This is a genomic window from Acidobacteriota bacterium (genome assembly GCA_040752675.1).
Classification (GTDB): Bacteria; Acidobacteriota; Polarisedimenticolia; order JBFMGF01; family JBFMGF01; genus JBFMGF01.
Window position 1 is genome coordinate 15,070 of record JBFMGF010000004.1, and the last position, 18,717, is coordinate 33,786.

An 18,717-nucleotide genomic window follows, 5' to 3' on the forward strand; every position below is an offset into this window, starting at 1 on the left:
TCTTCGCCTTTCTACTTTTTTATCCTGCTTTCATCCGTCAATGAAAAGTATCTCAGTTCTCGATAAGATTGATGCTCCTCCGCCAGTTTCTCAAAAACGGAAGATGCCGACCTGAAAGCGCATCTTGTCCCTATTCTGGATCCCAGCTCCTGCACGATCTTCCATAACGGCCTGCTCTCACAAGAGGAGAGAACAGAGGGGAATATTCTCTGAACAAATCCTTCAAAATTGGTGAAGGTGCCATCCAATTCTGCCCATGTGGATGCTGGAAGCATGGCACTAAAGTCGTTTGCATTCCAGGGCTTGAAGCTTCCGATGAAGAGGGAGAATTCTAGAGGGGAGATGGGGGTATCTGCAAGAATGTTACAGTCATTGGCACCGGTTAATCCCTCGCCCAGAACTACGAGGCTTTTTATCATCCCCTCCTTCACCCGTTTTGCCGCATCATCCACACTGATAATTCTCGAAGACACTTCCCTGAATATTTCTTCCACTCCTCTCCTGTTTGGTGTCCTGTCCTTCCTGATGAGTAGCGAATCGTCTTCTCCTATCTCAATAATCGGAATTGAAACGGTGGATTTGGGAAAGACATCTTTCAAAACCTTAAGGATGAGAAATGCATCTTCGTTCGTGATGAACGGGAAGACAACAAGGTGGATGGAGCCGCTTCCATGATTCTGCAGAATGCTTTTCAGAGCATCTGTTACACAATCAAAAGCTTCCTTCCAGTTGAGTCTCCTTCGTTCGGCATTCATGATCTCTGGTGAAACGAGCCTCTCGCTTCTGTACAGGAACTCGTGGCTCAGTCTTCCATGATCGCACATCCAGCTACGGTTGACATGAGGATTGAAGCGAGGGGTCAATCGGAAGATTCTGTTGTCCTTGACCCAGGCGATGATGTTGCATCCCCTTCCGCAGGCCGGACAGATCGTGTTGACCTTCTTCAGATCCCACACTCTTGACTTGAAGCGAAACTCCCGGAGGGTTAGCGCTCCTACCGGGCAGAGATCGACCACATTCCCTGAATAATCGTTCTTGAGATCTCTTTCTGGAAAGATCCCCACAGTGCTGTGGTCCCCCCTAAAGAACATGTCAAGTTCCCCGGTTTTTGTGATCTCATAGCAGAATCTTATGCACCGCGTGCATTTGATGCATCGCTCTCCGTCATATATTACATGTGGTCCGAAGATTTCCCTCTTGACACTTTTGACCTTCTCTTCTGCAAAGCGGCTGCTGGCCATACCATACCTGACGGAATAATCCTGAAGCCTGCACTCACCTGCCTGGTCGCAGATGGGGCAATCGAGGGGATGGTTGATCAGGAGGAATTCCATGATGGCTCTTCTGGCATTCACGACTCGGTCAGTCGTCGTGTGAACGACCATTCCATCCGAAACCTCAGTGGAACAAGCAGTCTGGAGCTTGGGCATCCTCTCGACCTCGACAACACACATCCTGCAGTTCCCGGCGATGGAGAGTTCAGGATGATAACAGAAATGAGGGATGATAATACCGATCGACTCCGCCGCCTTCAGGATGGTAGTCCCGTTTTCCACCGTTACTTCTTTCCCATCGATCCTCAGTGTCGGCATCGATAACCTTTAAACCATGCATCTTTTGTTGGAGATGTGAAATTCGAACTCCTCGCGGAACTTCTCCACGAAGCTCATGACCGGCATTGCCGCGGCATCGCCGAGCGGGCAGATTGTATTTCCAAGGATGTTCTGCGCCACGTCGTAGAGGAGTTCAGTATCTCCGTTCTCCCCTCTTCCCGCTTCCATTCTTCTCAATAGCTTTTCCATCCATCCTGTCCCCTCGCGGCACGGGGTGCACTGCCCGCACGATTCATGAGCGTAAAATTTCGTGATACGGTGGGTCGCTTTTACCATGCAGACGCTGTCATCCATCACGATGATCCCTGCCGAGCCGAGCATCGACCCAGCCGCCTGCAGTGAATCGAAATCCATCAACACATCGACCTGGTCGGCCGTCAGGACTGGAACCGAGGAACCGCCCGGTATTACCGCTTTGAGCTTCCTGTCATCCTGGAGCATCCCTCCGCCATGGTTGTAAATCAACTCTCTGAGCGGGATGCCCAGGGGAAGCTCATAGACCCCCGGTCTCTTGATGTGACCGCTCAAACAGTAAAGCTTAGTTCCTGTATTGTTCGCACGGCCAATCTTGCTGTACCACTCTCCACCTTTCTCGATGATGGCCGGGACATTGGCCAGCGTCTCCACATTGTTGATGTTGGTCGGGTTTTTGAATATCCCGATCTGAGCCGGGAAAGGAGGCTTCAGGCGTGGATTTCCTCTTTTCCCTTCGATGGAATCCATCAGAGCCGTCTCTTCGCCGCAGATATAGGCTCCTGCCCCTCTGTGGAGGATGAGATCGAGATTGAATCCTGTGCCAAGGATGTTCTTTCCAAGGAATCCTTTATCGTATGTTTCGGCGATCGCCTTTTTCAAGATGTTATAGCCATGGACGTATTCACCCCTGATGTAGATAAAGGCAAGATGAGCCCTGATGGCGTAAGAGCCGATGATGATTCCTTCGATGAGAAGATGGGGATCTTTCTCAATGATGATCCGGTCTTTGAAAGTCCCCGGCTCACTCTCGTCGGCGTTACAGACCATGTAGTGGGGCCTGGAATCATCCTTTGGAACGAAACCCCATTTGCCCCCCATCGGAAAGCCTGCCCCACCCCTTCCTCTTATCCCGGACTTCTTAACCTCTTCTATGACCTGATCGGGAGTCATAGTCTTCAGAGCTTTTTCGTGCGATCTATAGCCACCGCCAGATAGATAGACATCAATCGATTCCGAATTTAGCTTATGAATGTTTTTTGTAAGTATCAGTTCCATCTCAATGCGTTTCTCAAGACTTTCTCGCTCGTCCCTGTGACGTCATGGAAGAGAATTCAGAATTTCATCTACTTTTTCGATGTCAAGGTCCTCGTAATAGTCATCATTTATCTGCATGACAGGAGCTGTCCCGCATGAGCCGAGGCATTCCACAGTGACCAGAGTAAATTTCTTATCGGGAGTCGTTCCTCCGACATCTATGCCCAGCCTCTGTTTGATGTGCTCGAGGATGCTGTCAGAACCTCTCAAGAAGCAGGATAGCGTCGTGCAGACCTGGATGAGGTACTTCCCGATCTCCTTCCCCTGGAACATGGTATAGAATGTCACGACTCCTCTGATCCATGCAGGAGATACTCCAGCTTTCTCGGCTGCATACAGTTCATCCTCTTTTGACAGGAAACCCCTCTCTGACTGGATCATGTATAAAAGCGGCAGCAGAATCGCTTCTCTATTCGGATATTCCCTGATGATATCACCTACCTTTCTTTCAAATTCTGGAGAAAAACTCATCGATCCACCTCGCCAAGAACAGGGTCCAGGCTTGCGATCGTCGCGACGGCATCCGAGTAAAGCCTGCCCTCAAGCATTCTGGGAAGCGCCTGCAGATTATTAAAGGAGGGGGAGCGGATCCTTAGTCTATAGGGGGATTTCCCTCCTGTGCTGATTATGTAAAAGCCGAGTTCTCCCTTGGGCGCTTCTATGCTGCTGTATATCTCCCCATCCGGCGCGTCGAAGCTCTCGGTGATGAGAATGAAATGGTGAATCAGCTCCTCCATTTTGGTCAGGACGCCCTGCTTGGGAGGAAGGAAGATCTTGGGTTCGGGAGCGTTGACCGGGCCATCGGGCAGATTCTTGATAGCTTGCTCGACTATGCGGACGCTCTGCCTTATCTCTTCCATCCTAACGAGATACCTGTCATAGCAATCACCTACCGTTCCGGCCGGGATCTCAAAGTCGAAATTCTCGTAGCCTGAGTAAGGGAATGCTTTTCGGATATCCCATTCGATGCCCGAGCCCCTCAGATTGGGACCGGTAAGACCATAGTTCTTTGCCTCTTCACCGGTTATCACTCCGACGTTCTGTGTCCTCTCCATCCAGATCCTGTTCCTCGTGAGGAGCCTCTCGTAATCATCAAGCTCCCTCGGAAAGGTGGATAGGAATCTGCGGACCATTTCTATCCAGCCATCCGGGATATCCCTCGCGACGCCGCCGATCCTCGTATATGAATTCGTGAATCTCGCTCCTGATAATTTCTCGAAGATATCATAGAGGTACTCCCTCTGCTGGAAGGAGAGAAAAAAAACTGTGGCGGCGCCTACGTCTGCCGCCATGACTCCGATGAAGATCAGGTGAGCCGCAATTCTGGAAAGCTCGCAGATCATCACCCTCAGATATTGTCCTCTCGGTGGGATATCGATCCCGAGAAGTTTTTCCACGGCCAGGGCATAGCCAACATTGTTGGAGAGCGGAGCCAGATAATCGAATCGGTCCGTGTAAGGGATGAACTGGTGGTATGTCTTGTTCTCGGCGATTTTCTCCATCCCTCTATGGAGGTAGCCTATATAGGGAGTCGCCTTGACAATGGTTTCTCCGTCGAGCTGAAGGACCACTCTTAGGACCCCATGGGTGCTAGGATGCGAAGGCCCCATGTTAATTGTCAGGATTTCCTTCTCGTCGTCAATCTTTTCAGTCGTATATCTCAAACTGAATCCTCTTCATCGCAGCCAGCATAAATCATTCTACCGGCCCTGAACTGGAAAATCTTTCCGGAGAGGAAATTCATTGTATTCCTCCGGCATCAGGATCCTCCGAAGATCAGTGTGCCCACTGAACCTGATACCAAACATATCGAAGATCTCCCGTTCATTCCAGTCCGCCGAACGCCAGACGGAAGAAACAGATGGCGCTTCGTCTCCATCCTTCAATCTGATCTTCAGACGCACTCTCTCATTTCTCTTGAAGGAGTAAAGATGAAAGATGATCTCGAAGGGATACTCGCGCTCAGGGAAATGGGCACCGCAAACATCGGTAAGAAAATCGAAACCGAGTCTATCTTTGAAGAAGCGGCAGATGTCGAGTATCTTATCAGCTTTAACTACAGCAAAATCCTGATCGTTATAGGATCCGGTCTCCAGAACGCAATCTGGAATGTTTTTCTTCAATTCTTCGAGATGTTCGTCTATCCTTCCCATGCTATTTATCCCAGTCAAGACCTCCACTCTTCCATACGTAGAGGAATCCCACGAAGAGTATTCCTATGAAAACCATCATTTCGATGAGGACAAAGATTTTCAGGTTCGAAAACTCCCGGAATGTCACGGCCCATGGATAGAGGAAAGCCGCCTCTATGTCGAACAGGATGAAGAGCATTGCAATGAGATAGAACTTAACGGTGAATCTCTTACGCGCCGGTTCGAACGGAGTCATGCCGCATTCGTAAGGAGTGAGATCCACCCTGGAATCTCTCCGGCCGCCCAGCAGATGTGTGAGGATGAGGATGCTGGCGACGATAAAAGCGGAAGCCAGGAAAACTAGAAATACAGGAAATAAAGAATCAGTCATGTTCGGCTACTATAGCGGTACAATCAACTAAGGCTGGAAACAGAGTAATCCACCTCATGCGAAATAAACTGCAATTAAAATAAGATACAAATGCTAGCATACACTACATTTACTGTCAATAATAGGAGTTCAACCATCTCCTTCATTTAAAAATTAAAACTGTATAATTGGAAGAATAAGAAGAATCAGAAATTGCAGATAACTTTTGATGTGCCAAGCTAATAAATGAAGTATTCTTCAGGCATTTTCTTGCCTCTCTTTCCACAACTCGATGAACCTGTCTTTAAGTTTATGATTGATTGAGAAGTCAGGGGAGCAGAATCCAGATTTAATTAAATAAGCATTGATAAAAATCTTATTGTTTAAATAAACATAAGCCATCACAGCATTTTCATCTGCCACTTTATCTTCTTGAAATCTTAAATATACATTTTTCCCAAGAATATAATCCTGCAAATAATCATTCGTAGCATTTCTTTTATCAATCTTTAGCCCTAAGAATTTGACGATTAGTCCTGTGTCTAGCTTTATCGCATTCTCATTTACAATGTCTATCACTTTATATGATCTATCACCCTTAAAATTAATTTTTTTAGGATCAATTTTAGGTTTTGCATCTTGAATTCCGGGAATATAATCAATTCTAGGCAATTCAGCTGCCTCTTTTCTTTTTATTATCTGTATATTTTCAAAAAACCTGGGCTCATTTTCATTCAAGCCGATCTTCTTTTTTATTATCTCAGCAATTTCTTCGTTTATTTCGTAACCTATAGCATTTCTCTCTAACTCTAAAGCCACTTCAGCAGTGGTTCCACTTCCCAGAAAGGGATCCAAAACGGTATCTCCAATATATGTAAACATCTTGATTAGCCTTCTTGGTAGTTCATCCGGAAACATTGCTTCATGCCCTATCTGTCTGGCACCACCAAAATGCCAGTGTCCTGCAAAATACTCTTTCCATTCTTCCTTCGTTAGCTTAGAAGCTTCTTTAATATCTTTTGAAACCTTTTTGCTTTGTCCGGGCTTTTTAAATATATGAATAAACTCATAATCAATTTCTACAATTCCATTTGGAGGATATGGGAAAGATCCCATTACATTTGCACCGCCAGTAGTATTCATGGTTGTTTTTTTCTGCCAAATGATAGAACCCATGAAATCAAAACCCATTTTTTCGCATTGGGCAATGAATTCTGCATGCAAAGGGATAACTTTATATCTTCCGTAAATGATTGACCTTGCGAATTGATCTCCTATATTAAGACATAGTCTTCCCCCTTTTCTAAGTATCCTGAAACACTCAGTCCATGCGTAATATAAATCTCTTAAGTATTCATGAAGACTTTGCCCATATCCTATCTGTCCAGGGATACCATAATCTTTGATATGCCAGTAAGGAGGTGAAGTAATAATTAAATCTACATTCTCACTTTCTACCTCTTTCATTGACCTGCTGTCGCCAATTATAATTTTTGCCCAATTGTTCATCTTGTATACTTTATTCAGTATTTACGAATTCTAAGATCCAGCAAGCAAGTTGCTATTCTGCCTCTTCCTGCTTCTTCTTCCAGGCATCCACTTTCTCCTTCAATTCACGATACTTCTGCATCTCTGCTTCATCAAGTTCCTTTTGCTTCTGTTCGAGCTCCGCTATCTTCTTGTTGTACTCCCTTACCTCAATATTATTCTTCACTCTTTCAATGCTCTCGGCAATGATCGGGTTTGGTCTCAGAGAGTTGGCTTTCTGATAAGCCTCAAGGGACTGCTCCAGTTTTTCCTGCTTCATAAGGACATAACCCAGAGTCTGATATGCGATGGCGCTCTGAACATCGCATTTGACCGCTTTATCAAGCCAGCTTTCAGCATCCTGATACTTCTGCTGAGCAATCAACGCCTTGCCTATGTTGATCATCGCCCAGCAATGATTTGGCTTTATCCTGATCACTTCTTTGAAATGCTCGATAGCCTTATCAATGTTCCCTGCTCCGAAATTGGCGCCTGCGATGAGATTCATGCTTTCAACGTCTCCTGGTTTCAACTTTACGGCCTTTTCCGCATGAGCGATCGCCTCCGTATATAAGGATCTCTTCTTCTGCTTGTCCTTTTCCCTCTTTGCCTTCTCGATCAGAGACTTCGATAGATAGTAATTCGCATCGTGGCTGTTTGCATTCATTCGCACCGCCTCTTTAAGCGATTCCATGGCGCAATCAAAATCATCCACCTGATAACAGGATTTACCGAGTTGCTCCAGAATTGTCTGATCCACTCTGATCTGTTTTGCTTTCTTCAAATCATCGATTGACTCCGGGTACTTCTTCTGGCCGGCATTGGCAAGCCCTCGTGCATAATAGAGCTGATATTTCTCTTCAGGCGTGTTCGCCAGGCTGGCTGCGGAATTCAAAGTATCAACCACAAAAAAGTACTTCTTCTGTTTGAGATAGAGCCGGGCCAGACCATTGTGGTAATCGAATTTATCCGGAGACAGCTCGATCGCCTTCTTGAAATGATTGAGGGAGACATCGTACTTGCCAAGCATCATGTAGCACATGCCCAGCATGTAGAACCCATAATCGTAGTTGGGTGCTTGATCCACCTCGGTCTGGAATTCACTCGCCGCTTCCACATATTTCCCCTGCTTGAAATACTGTGCACCCTGCTTGTAATCCGCATGGAGAAAGGTCATGGAAGAGAGAAGTGCAACAAAGGCGAGGAAGAACATTTCTTTAATTCTTTTTTTCATTGAAAAACACCTTCCTAACAAAAATTTTCAAATTCTTTCAGTGCTTTTAATAGTGAGCAATAAACATGCCATTAATCTTTATGAATATAGGCTTAATCAGAAATCAAATCAAGTCGATAACTCTTTTAAAATCAGAAATTGCATTTTAAGAGGGGCTTATTACTGAACCTGCAAAAACCTTTACAGCAGTGTGAAGTTGACTTCCACAGTGAAGTAGACATCAACTGGTCTGCCGTTCTGAAGAGCCGGTTTGTACCTCCATTTCTTCACGGCTTCCGCTGCGGCTTCTTCGAATCCAAGCTTTGCTCCGGGAGAACGAAGGATTACAATGTCCCCCACCGTTCCATCCTTTTTGATGACCGCCTGGAGGATGACGCTTCCCTCGATCTTGGCCTTTCGAGCCAGCTCTGGATAGACAGGCAACAATTTGGTCTCTGGTATCAACTCGGGGTTAGTGACTCCGGCGACTCCTGCGATAAGTGGTCCCTGTTGAGGTGGGGCTTCAGGAGCAGGAATCCCTATCATGATCTCCGCATCCGGGGGGATAAGCTCGATCTCGGGTTCGGGTTCAGGCTCTTTTATCGGTTCCGGCTCATCTGGAGTCGGATCAGGGATCGGCATCTTTTTCGTCAATTTCTGCTGCACAGCCTGTTTCGGCTTTTCAACTTTTGGAGGCGGAGGAACGTACTTTCTGACTATGACGATGTTTTCCTTGGGCTTCTCGGCAGCCGTAAATTTGGAGAAGGTGGGGAATCTCATCAAAAGCATGATGATGTGGATGACAACGGCACCTATGAAAGCGATCTGCTTAATCTTTCTGTCCTCGGGATGGAAATAGCTCTCGAAGAGAACATCCTCTTCGCGGAATCTCTCCCTGACTCTGGGTTTTTCATTCCTGACCTGCCCTTCAGATTTTTGCCGATTGTTTTCCTTATTCATGAATTCCTCTAAAACCGCAAGCTATTGCGAAAACCCGACTTCAAAGGGATTATATCCAAACGTGGCAATGTATTCCTGGATCTCGCTCGAGGTGGGAATGGAGACATTCTTTACCTTTATCCCGATGACTTTCTCTCCCTGCGTTAAAACATCGTAAACGGCGACCATGGCGGAATAGGGAGCCTCCGGATCAGTGTGGAGAATGATGGGTTTATCCGGCCATCGTTGAAGCTTGGGTTGCAGATAGGGAAGGATATTTTCCAGACTCATCAATTTTCCATCCACAGAGATGGAAGCATCTGGATTGACCTTGATGTAGACGGCCTCTTCCTCAGACGGTGGCAGATTCTGATCCTCCTTCGGAAGCTTGAAGTCAAGCCCTTTTGTCGCTGAAAAGACCGTCGTCACCATGAAAAAGATGATCAGCAGAAAGGCGATATCAGCCATGGATGCTGTTGGAATCTCCGCCGTCATTCCTTTCTCTTTCAATTTCATGTCAGTACTCCTTGTGTTCGACCGTCTTCTGCTGCGTGAGTAGCAGAAGATTTATTGCTCCCGAGCGCCTGCAGAGATCGATGACTTCATCCACCAGCGCATACTTAATATCCTTATCGGCCTTGATGACGAAGGGGCGTCCAGGATCGGTGTACGTAATATTCGAGATCGAGATGTAAAGGTCATGCGGACCCGAAACCTGCTGGCTCATCTGCTCACCATCAGAAAACTTATAGACTATGTTCTGGGTCGTTTCGTTTATGAGCTGGGCGACGACGATGTAAGCGGAACCCCTTGGTACCTCTGTTCTTTCCATGGAAAGAGGGAGGTTGACATTCGTTCGATCCACATTGTAGACCGTCGTCACCATGAAGAAGATGATGAGAAGAAAAGCAATATCGGCCATTGAAGCCGTTGGAATAATGGCTCCGATCTTCCTTGTGCCTTTAAGTTTCATATATCAACCTCTAACGGGTTTTGACTCCCGTTCTCTCCATTTCATCCATGGTCTCAAAGAGGATGTTCGAACATGTTTCCATTTCCCTGATGAAGGAGGCTACCTTTCCTGTAAAGAAGTTGTAGAATGGCTGACAGACAAAAGCCACGATCAACCCGTAGGCCGTCGTCAGAAGGGCCACCGAGATACCCTTTGCCACCAAGCCCGGGTTATTCAAACCCTGCTGGGATATGACGTCAAAGGACATAATCATCCCGACGACCGTTCCGAAAAAGCCGAGAAGAGGGGCAATATTTGTAACGGTAGCGATGGAGACCAGAAATTTCTCCAGGTATGCTACCTCATGAATGGCTGCGTTCTCCATGGTCTTTTCGATTTCTTCACGGGAGGCTCCATACTTCAACAATGCTGTTTTACAAATAGTGGCCACGGGACCCCGGTATTCTTCACAGACCTTTATGGCCTCATCCACGTTGCCGTTTAAAAGAGTTTTTCTGATTTTTGATACAAACTCATTGGTATCAATCTTCGCTTTCCTGAAGACAATCAGCTTGTAAATGATTGCCATGATACCGATGATGGAACAGATGGTGATGAAGTGCATGACAAATCCACCATCCAGATAGTATTTCCATAAGTCTCCTAGAATTCCCACGTTCTTATCCTCCTTTAATGATTATTGATTTAAACGTTTCGAATTGACTTTTCACCTGCGACAAACGCTCTTCAAACACCTAATTCAAGCATTCTCGTCCGTTTTTTATAGAGAAATATTATGCACATATTTAGCTTTTTTTCCAATTAAATATTATTTGATGCCCTATGGGGTGTCAAGCCAAGGACTGACTGTCGGTCAGCAGGTGCAGGTATCTTGCAGCAATTTCATAAGAGAGAATTATTCGTATCGGAGAGATTCGATAGGGTCCAGGCGGGAAGCCTTGGCTGCCGGGTAGATCCCGAAGAATAACCCCACGGCTGTGGCAAAGATAAAGCTGACTATGATGGCCCAGACGGGGATATGTGCCGGAGGGAAGTTCGGTATCAATTTGCTGGTCGCATACCCAATGGCATATCCGAAAAGAATCCCTATGGCCCCTCCCAGGAAGCTGAGGGTGATGGCTTCCACCATGAATTGAATGAGAATGTTGCGTCTCTTCGCTCCCACTGCCTTTCTTATCCCGATCTCCCTTGTCCTTTCCGTTACGGAGACCAGCATGATGTTCATGATTCCGATTCCGCCGACGATGAGTGCGATGCTCACGACGCCACCCACAACATAGGTCACAGCGTTTGAGATGGTGTTCCACCCTTCGAGGATCTGCGTCTGCGTGATGACTCTGAAATCGTTCGGTTGTCCGGATTTCAGAGAGTGCCTGATCCTCAGGAGCTCGGTTATCTGGTCGCTCGCGAGCTCCACTTTCCCCGTTGATTTTGCCTGGATCAGGAGCATGATGTTCTTACCGGATTCCTCTCCAAACAGAGAGACGGATGAGCTGAAGGGGATCAGGACGAATTCATCGAAACTCTGTCCGAAGAACTCCCCTTTCTTTTCCATGATACCGATGATCTTGAAATCCTGGTTCTCCAGTTTGATCTTCTGACCCAGTGGATTGCCGCGGATCTTATACTTCTTGATGATCTCCTGACCTATCACGCATACCCATCCCCTCGTCCTCTCATCAATCGTCGAGAAAAACCTCCCCTTTTCCACGAAGAAGTTTCTTATATCCTGGAAGATGGGATTAGTACCCGCGACTGTGACCGTCCCGTGTTCCTCTCCGATCTTTATCCTTGCCATGCGCTGAATTACCGGGCTGACATCATTGACCTCATCACACAGCCTCTTGATTGCCAGACCATCATCCCAGGTCAGCTCGATCCTGCCCAGCTTCTCCCCCTCCTTTCCAGGAGGTCGCTCCGGAAAGACTATTATTGTATTCGATCCCATGCTTTCGATCTGTTCAGTGATTATGAATGACAGGCCCTGGACGATGGAGACAACGCCAATGACTGCTGCAACCCCGATGACGATCCCGAGCGTCGTGAGAAAGGAACGCATCCTGTTCTGCCAGAGTGCCTTAAAGGCAAGACTAAAATTTTCTATGATTAGCATTTCAGTTCAATTTTTGATCGTCAACGACCTTCCCGTCGAAAAGCTTGATGATCCTCTTTCCCTTCTTTGCAATATACTCCTCATGGGTCACCAGGATGATGGTGTGTCCTCTCTCATTCAGATCGACGATGATGCTTATGATCTCTTCCCCTGTCTTCGAGTCGAGGTTGCCGGTAGGCTCATCGGCAAGAATGATGGACGGCTGATTAACGAGAGCTCTAGCGATGGCAACTCGCTGTCTTTCACCGCCTGACATCTCGTTTGGCTTATGGTGCATTCTCTCCTTTAACCCGACGGCTTCCAGAGCTTTCATGGCTTTCTCTTTCCTCTCACCGCGTGTCATGCCGGAGTAAATAAGGGGGAGTTCCACGTTGTGCAGTGCATCCGTCCTGGGTAGAAGATTGAAAGTCTGAAAGATGAATCCGATCTCCCTGTTTCTGATGGCGGCAAGCTGATTGTCGTCTAGTCTGGATACCTCTTCCCCTTTGAGCAGATAGGATCCGTTCGAGGGAGTATCCAGGCATCCAATGAGGTTCATCAGCGTTGACTTTCCGGAGCCGGACGGTCCCATGATGGCCACAAACTCTCCCTCTTCGATATCGATTGTGACCCCATTGAGGGCGACAACCTGCGCCACACCCATATCGTAGAGTTTTACCAGGTTCTTTGTCCTGATCAGAGACATCTCAATCCTCCACCTTTACTTCGACTTCTGATGCCTTTTCTTCCTTCTTGTCTTTCTCGGCTTCTTCCTCTTCTTTCTTCTCTTTAATTTTGTCCCCTTCCTTTAAATTCTTCAACGTGCGATAGGGACCGGTTACGACCATATCCCCCTCTTTAACCCCGCTCTTTATTTCTACGAAGAACTCATCGCTGATGCCGACCTCAACCGGAACGAGGATAGCTTTCCCTTCGACCATTAAGTAGACTGCATCGCGCTCCTCATCTTTCCCGCCCTTACCTGAATCTTTCTTCTCTGTTGCGCTTTGTCTATCCAATTGCGTTGTTAATCCTTCCACTGGTTTTCCCTCAGCCTTATCCGACTGTTCCGTCCCTTCCTTCTTCCCCCTCTTCTTCTCTTTTTCTGTTCTCTCTCTGGCTTTTTCCTTCTCCTTCTCGACATTCCTAGAGACGACACCCTGGATTGGAATTTTTATGACCCCTTCACTCTTATCCGTCTCGATGGAGGCGCGGGCGGTCATTCCCGGTTTCAGTCTCTCATCGGGATTCGTTATCCTGATCTTTACGGGAAAGACGTTGATCTCTCCCTTCTTGACGGCCGTATTTCCTATCTCTTCTACGATCCCCTGGAACTCATATTTGTCCCCGATAGCATCGACTTTGATCCTGGCTTCCTGTCCCTTCTTGACCGAGACTACCTCGGTCTCATCGACGTCCACCCCGGCCAGGACTTCGCTCATATCAGAGATGACCATGATGACCGTCCCGGGGATGTTGATCGTCCCGGCCAATGCCTGTTCCCCCACTTCCGCATTCAACTGTGTTACGAGCCCGTCCATTGGAGAAGTTATCCTTGTCTTATTCAGTTCGTCCCTCGCCTTCTCCAGATCGGCTTCTGCTTGCAGAACCTGTTCGTCCAGGGATTTGAGATAGATCTTCTGCGTATCCAGTCTGAGCTTTGCCTCTTCCAGAACATCTTCGGAGATGATCCTCTCGTTGTAAAGAGCCTGCACCCTCCTGAAGGTATTCTCGTAGTTCTCCAGATTGACTTTCTCTTTCTCCAGGGTGATTCGGGACATTCTTTGATAAGCCTCGAGTTTTTCGACTTCGGAGAGGTACCGTTCCTTATCGAGCTGCACAAGGAAATTTCCCTTTTTAACCCGATCTCCCTCTCTGATTCCTATCTCTTTGATCTCTCCGATGACGTTGGAGGATACGTTTACCTTCGTCTTCGGTTCGATCCTTCCCGAAGCGAAAACGGAAGAGACGATATCACCCCTCTCCGCTTTGAAGGCGTAAACTTCTTTACCCTGTCCTTCTCTGCCATAGAAGACCGAGAAATAGACGATAACGGCGATAAGAATGACGACGGAAGATATAAGAATGACCTTTTTCAAAACCCCTCCGATCGATTACTTAATATGAAAAAGAGCCGTCATCATGGCAACCCAGGCTGTCGAGACGGCTATGTAGACGAGCCAGGTGATGAGAACACTCGCTGCAGATTGTTTCATGCCGAGCTTCGACACGGCGGATAAGCCGATTATGAGCAGGATGACAGTCCAGATGGAAAAAAGATCTATCTTGCTTGCCAGAGTGTAGAGCGCAAGACTGACCTCTTCCTTATTGAGAAGGATGGTCAGGTTTGACTTGACGAAATACTTTATATCATCGGCTATAATCGATTCCTGCCTCAAGGCAACAACACCCATGAGGACCGTCTTTATCAGACCTACCAGGTAAGAGTGAGTGACGACGCCGAAGACCCTGCTGAAGCTGCTTCCAGCGCCCCACAACCTGACGATTCCAAAAAATATCCCTGAAACGACAAGAGCGGTCAGGACCGGAGCAATGAAGGCTGCAACATATCCAATAATGGTGCCAACGCTCCTCTGGATGGGAATGACCTTTTCAATCTCTTCGCCGGACATCTCCCGTCCCGCTCGCTCCAAGCTCTTTTGCATGGTGGCTTCCCAATCGATCTTTGGCATGACGATTGAAGTCGCCGCCAGGGAAAAGATGATCATCACGACCAGCGGTAAGATGAACGATGGCTTTCTATTGATGTCCTGAAATGCCCTAACAGGTGAGAAGAAGAGGCCGAAAAACCGCTGCAAGGCGTTCATTGTCGGTTTTTCTTCCCCGGGCGTCCCGGCCGATTTCGATCCCATTTCTTGATTCATATCCGCCTCCCATGGATATCCTTAATTATATTCCTCCCTAATATTTTCTATTTCTTCTGCGATGATTCCAACACGATCCCCCTCTTCTGAAGAAGTGTCCCTTGCGCTTTCTCAAGGCTAAGGAGTGCCTTGTTGTATTCAATGAGGGCGTTTATCTCCTCGCTCTCGGCCGTCGCAAGGTACTGCTGATACTCGGCTACTTCAAAATTTGTCGCCATCCCGTTCTCGAATTTCTTCTGCGCAGCGTTCAATCTCTCCCGGCTCAGGATCTTGCTCGCCCTGGCAGCATCCAGTCTCTTCAGGCTCATCTCTATATTCCTCGCAGCTTCTTTCACGTCGATCGCTATCTGCTGTTCCAGACTCTTGTGCTGGATGTTCGCCTTATCATAGTTCAGCTTGGAGATGACGTACTGTCTGGAGGCAGCTCTGTTCATGATCGGGATCGCGAAATTAAGGCCGAGACTCCAGTTCGTATAGTTCCTGTCTTTAACGTCATCAAAGGCTCCACTGATCCCTTCCTGAACAAAGATGTCGTCAGGGGTTCCCATCAGCCCATCGGGACCGGGAAGAATGGTCCCGCTGACGCCGCTCAGGCCATAGCTTCCACTGAGATCGAGGAGGGGAAGGCCCTGGTTTTTCTGATACCTCATGGTCAGTTCAAGGTTCTTCAGATTGATCCTAGACTCTTCGATCTCGGGTCTCTTACGCAATGCGGCATCGATGCTTGCCTCGAGGTCAACGCTTACCGCTTCGAATGATGGGCGATCCGTGGGAAGAATGGCGGAGTCCCAGAGAGAGGTCCCCGGAGCAATGTTGAGTATCTTCCTCAGAGAGTCTTCCGCAGCCTTGACTGCATTTTCCGCATTGATCACAGAGAGGACTCGCGATGCCACCGTGGCTTCTGCATCGGTGACATCGATGGGAGCCCTGGTTCCCACCTTGACCATTATCCTGTTTCTTTCAAGCTGGTCCTCTGCAAGCTTCAAAGATTCCTTCTGCACCTTCAGATTGTCTATAGCTCCGACGAGATTCCAGTAAGCCTGTTCGGCAAGCGTTACGGTGTCGATGACTATGCGCTGGAATGAGGACAGACTCATGTCATAACTGTTCTTGCTTACCAGAATGTTATGCTTCGTGACTTCTCTTCCAAAGTTTCTCAGAAATGGCTGGGTGATGTTGAGATTGATCCCGGTCGTGTAACTCGGATTGAAGGTGATCGGAAAGCCCGCCGTCAGATAGGTCCGGCTCGCATTGAGGGAAAGAGAGTAACTCCCTCCCGTAAGAGCCTTGCCGCTCAGGCTTATATCGTAGTTGTCGTACTCTCTCTTTGTGATGCTGATGAAAGTTACGGCCTGGCTATTTGAAACGCTTCTAGAACCGCCGGTGCTGAGATTTGGATCAAAGAGGGTTCTGGCGATCTCATAGTTGAGCCGGTTGATCTCCGGATCGATCCTCTGCGCGGCGATCACAAGGTTGTTCTCGAGGGCGAGTTCGATGCATCGATCAAGTGAGAGGCTCAACCCCCCGGCTTTCCCTTCTTCAGAATGGGAAGATGGAATATAAGCGCCGGCTAAGCCAAAGAAAATGACAAGACTGAAACACAGGAAACGATTCGTTTTCACTTCACTCCTCCATCAATCACTGACCTTAAGAATCTTTGCATTAATACGATATTTCAAGCTCTTTTGTTTCCCCTATCATAAAAAGGCTCTGCTGGAGGCTTATGAGATCAGATGACAGGCACACAGATGGCCATTACCCAGGTTTCTGAGAGGGGGTTCCTGATCCACGCATATGGCTATGGCCATCGGACATCTCGTTCTAAATCGGCAGCCGGACGGGGGGTTTATTGGAGTGGGGATCTCTCCCTCTAGAAGGACCCTTTCTTTCTTCCTTTGCGGATCCGGAACAGGGACGGAGGAGAGCAGGGCCAGTGTATAGGGGTGTTTTGGAGAATGATAAATCTGTGCGTTGCTTCCCTGCTCCACGATTTTCCCGAGGTACATCACGGCAACCGTATCGCTGATCATCCTCACGAGTCTGAGATCGTGGGCAATCAGCAGATAGGTCAGCCCGAGCCGCTCCTGAAGTTCCATAAGGAGATTCACGATCTGTGCCTGGACGGAGACGTCCAGCGCGGAGACGGGCTCGTCTGCGACGATGAGATCCGGCTCAACTGCAAGCGCTCTAGCGATTCCTATCCTCTGCCTTTGTCCCCCGCTGAACTCATGGGGATATTTATTTATGCAACCCTCTTCCAGACCAACCATCTCGAGAAGCTGGATAATCCTTTCATATCTTTTCTTCTTTTCGACGAGCCTGTGGATGATCAGCGGCTCGCCCACAGTGGACCCGACAGACATCCTCGGATTGAGTGACGAATAGGGATCCTGGAAGATGATCTGCATTCTCTTCCTTATCTTTCTCAATTCTCGCTGGCGCAATGAAAAGATATCGATGCCAACAAAGTGGATCTTGCCATCCGTAGGCTCCATAAGCCTCAAGACGAGCCTGCCCGTCGTCGTCTTTCCGCTTCCGGATTCCCCTACAAGAGCAAACGTCTCTCCTTTCCTGACATGAAAAGATATACCATCCACCGCCCGGACATACCCGCTGATGCGGGAAAAGATCCCTCTCCTGACCGGGAAATATTTTTTCAACCCCTCAACGACCAGCAGATCTTTGTTCGGTCTGTCGGACATCATCTTATATACAGGTAGCAGCTCACGCTTCTGTAACCATCCAGAGAAACCATCTCCGGATATTTCTTCATGCATCTCTCCATGACGGAAGGGCATCTTGGAGCAAATGTGCACCCCTCAGGAAGGTTCAGCAGGTCGGGAACGGAACCCCCGATTGTCGGCAGTCTCTTCCTGGATCCTCCTCTTTCAACGCCCGGGATGGAATTAAGCAAGCCCATAGTGTAGGGATGCTTCGGCTCCTTGAAGATAGACTTTACTGGAGCTTCCTCCACGATCTTCCCCGCATACATTACTGCAACCCTATCCACCGTCTCCGCAACGATCCCGAAGTCATGCGTGATCAGAAGAATTGATAGCTTGAACTCCCCCTGGAGCTTCTTGAGAAGAGTAAGGATCTGATCCTGGATCGTGACATCCAGCGCTGTTGTTGGTTCATCGGCGATCAGAAGGGAAGGGCGGCAGGACAGAGCCATGGCGATCATCACCCTCTGTCTCATCCCGCCGCTCATCTGGTGGGGATAATCGTAAACTCTCTTTTCCGGAGAGGAAATGGAAACTACTCCCAGCATCCTGATCGCCTCTTTCCAGGCTTCCTTCCTGCCCTTCTTCTGGTGGAGCCTCACGGCCTCGGCGATCTGGTTCCCTACGGTAAAGACAGGGTTCAGGGAAGTCATCGGTTCCTGGAAGATCATGGCAATCTCTTTTCCCCTAATCTTTCTTATTCCCTTCTCGTCGAGTGCCAGGAGATCCCTTCCCTTGTACAGGATCTTCCCGCCCACGATCTTTCCGGGTTCAGAGACAAGCCTGAGAATGGAAAACGCCGTGACACTCTTCCCGCATCCCGACTCGCCGACAAGACCGACTATCTCACCCTCTTTGACATCAAGCGAGACACTATCGACGGCCCTGACGACGCCCTGCGAAGTCTGGAAATATGTTTTCAGGTCTTGGATACTCAGCAAGGAATCACTCATAAACGAA

19 protein-coding genes are annotated in these 18,717 nt (G+C 48.1%); all 19 read right to left on the reverse strand.

Annotated elements, in window-relative coordinates:
- Nucleotides 1-11: 11 nt before the first annotated feature.
- Nucleotides 12-1,592, reverse strand: coding sequence for a 2Fe-2S iron-sulfur cluster-binding protein (locus AB1756_00540; GenBank protein MEW5805839.1), 1,581 nt, complete (start codon nucleotides 1,590-1,592; stop codon nucleotides 12-14).
- Between the two features lie 9 nt (nucleotides 1,593-1,601).
- The gene (gene nuoF, locus AB1756_00545; GenBank protein MEW5805840.1) at nucleotides 1,602-2,864 is read right to left on the reverse strand and encodes an NADH-quinone oxidoreductase subunit NuoF; all 1,263 of its coding nucleotides are present in this window, start codon (nucleotides 2,862-2,864) and stop codon (nucleotides 1,602-1,604) included.
- A gap of 42 nt (nucleotides 2,865-2,906) precedes the next feature.
- Nucleotides 2,907-3,374, reverse strand: a complete 468-nt coding sequence (locus tag AB1756_00550) for an NAD(P)H-dependent oxidoreductase subunit E (GenBank protein ID MEW5805841.1) — start codon at nucleotides 3,372-3,374, stop codon at nucleotides 2,907-2,909.
- Entirely contained in the window at nucleotides 3,371-4,513 is a 1,143-nt protein-coding gene (nuoD, locus tag AB1756_00555) for an NADH dehydrogenase (quinone) subunit D (GenBank protein MEW5805842.1), read from the reverse strand. Before nuoD ends, AB1756_00550 begins: the two co-directional genes overlap by 4 nt.
- Before the next feature lie 90 nt (nucleotides 4,514-4,603).
- Entirely contained in the window at nucleotides 4,604-5,074 is a 471-nt protein-coding gene (locus AB1756_00560) for an NADH-quinone oxidoreductase subunit C (protein ID MEW5805843.1), read from the reverse strand.
- Nucleotides 5,058-5,426, reverse strand: a complete 369-nt coding sequence (locus tag AB1756_00565; GenBank protein ID MEW5805844.1) for an NADH-quinone oxidoreductase subunit A — start codon at nucleotides 5,424-5,426, stop codon at nucleotides 5,058-5,060. Before AB1756_00565 ends, AB1756_00560 begins: the two co-directional genes overlap by 17 nt.
- A gap of 237 nt (nucleotides 5,427-5,663) precedes the next feature.
- The gene (locus AB1756_00570; protein MEW5805845.1) at nucleotides 5,664-6,914 is read right to left on the reverse strand and encodes a site-specific DNA-methyltransferase; all 1,251 of its coding nucleotides are present in this window, start codon (nucleotides 6,912-6,914) and stop codon (nucleotides 5,664-5,666) included.
- Nucleotides 6,915-6,966: 52 nt separating this feature from the next.
- The gene (locus AB1756_00575) at nucleotides 6,967-8,166 is read right to left on the reverse strand and encodes a tetratricopeptide repeat protein (protein MEW5805846.1); all 1,200 of its coding nucleotides are present in this window, start codon (nucleotides 8,164-8,166) and stop codon (nucleotides 6,967-6,969) included.
- Nucleotides 8,167-8,346: 180 nt separating this feature from the next.
- The gene (locus tag AB1756_00580; protein ID MEW5805847.1) at nucleotides 8,347-9,105 is read right to left on the reverse strand and encodes an energy transducer TonB; all 759 of its coding nucleotides are present in this window, start codon (nucleotides 9,103-9,105) and stop codon (nucleotides 8,347-8,349) included.
- Between the two features lie 21 nt (nucleotides 9,106-9,126).
- Nucleotides 9,127-9,600, reverse strand: a complete 474-nt coding sequence (locus AB1756_00585; GenBank protein MEW5805848.1) for a biopolymer transporter ExbD — start codon at nucleotides 9,598-9,600, stop codon at nucleotides 9,127-9,129.
- Between the two features lies 1 nt (nucleotide 9,601).
- A complete protein-coding gene (locus tag AB1756_00590; protein ID MEW5805849.1) occupies nucleotides 9,602-10,057 on the reverse strand; it encodes a biopolymer transporter ExbD in 456 nt (151 codons plus the stop codon).
- A 10-nt stretch (nucleotides 10,058-10,067) separates the two neighbouring features.
- Nucleotides 10,068-10,712: a MotA/TolQ/ExbB proton channel family protein gene (locus tag AB1756_00595; protein MEW5805850.1), complete on the reverse strand. Its 645-nt coding sequence runs from the start codon at nucleotides 10,710-10,712 to the stop codon at nucleotides 10,068-10,070.
- 240 nt (nucleotides 10,713-10,952) lie between these two features.
- Nucleotides 10,953-12,170 (reverse strand): ABC transporter permease, encoded by a 1,218-nt coding sequence (locus tag AB1756_00600; GenBank protein ID MEW5805851.1) that lies wholly within the window; start codon nucleotides 12,168-12,170, stop codon nucleotides 10,953-10,955.
- A 1-nt stretch (nucleotide 12,171) separates the two neighbouring features.
- A complete protein-coding gene (locus AB1756_00605; GenBank protein MEW5805852.1) occupies nucleotides 12,172-12,855 on the reverse strand; it encodes an ABC transporter ATP-binding protein in 684 nt (227 codons plus the stop codon).
- A gap of 1 nt (nucleotide 12,856) precedes the next feature.
- The gene (locus tag AB1756_00610) at nucleotides 12,857-14,248 is read right to left on the reverse strand and encodes an efflux RND transporter periplasmic adaptor subunit (protein MEW5805853.1); all 1,392 of its coding nucleotides are present in this window, start codon (nucleotides 14,246-14,248) and stop codon (nucleotides 12,857-12,859) included.
- Nucleotides 14,249-14,263: 15 nt separating this feature from the next.
- Nucleotides 14,264-15,034, reverse strand: coding sequence for a Yip1 family protein (locus tag AB1756_00615; GenBank protein MEW5805854.1), 771 nt, complete (start codon nucleotides 15,032-15,034; stop codon nucleotides 14,264-14,266).
- Nucleotides 15,035-15,081: 47 nt separating this feature from the next.
- Entirely contained in the window at nucleotides 15,082-16,656 is a 1,575-nt protein-coding gene (locus tag AB1756_00620) for a TolC family protein (protein ID MEW5805855.1), read from the reverse strand.
- A gap of 99 nt (nucleotides 16,657-16,755) precedes the next feature.
- A complete protein-coding gene (locus AB1756_00625; GenBank protein MEW5805856.1) occupies nucleotides 16,756-17,811 on the reverse strand; it encodes a dipeptide ABC transporter ATP-binding protein in 1,056 nt (351 codons plus the stop codon).
- Nucleotides 17,736-18,710 carry an ABC transporter ATP-binding protein gene (locus AB1756_00630; protein ID MEW5805857.1) on the reverse strand — a complete coding sequence of 325 codons (975 nt, stop codon included), beginning with the start codon at nucleotides 18,708-18,710 and terminating at the stop codon, nucleotides 17,736-17,738. The genes AB1756_00625 and AB1756_00630 overlap by 76 nt, the downstream gene beginning before the upstream one ends.
- Between the last annotated feature and the right edge of the window lie 7 nt (nucleotides 18,711-18,717).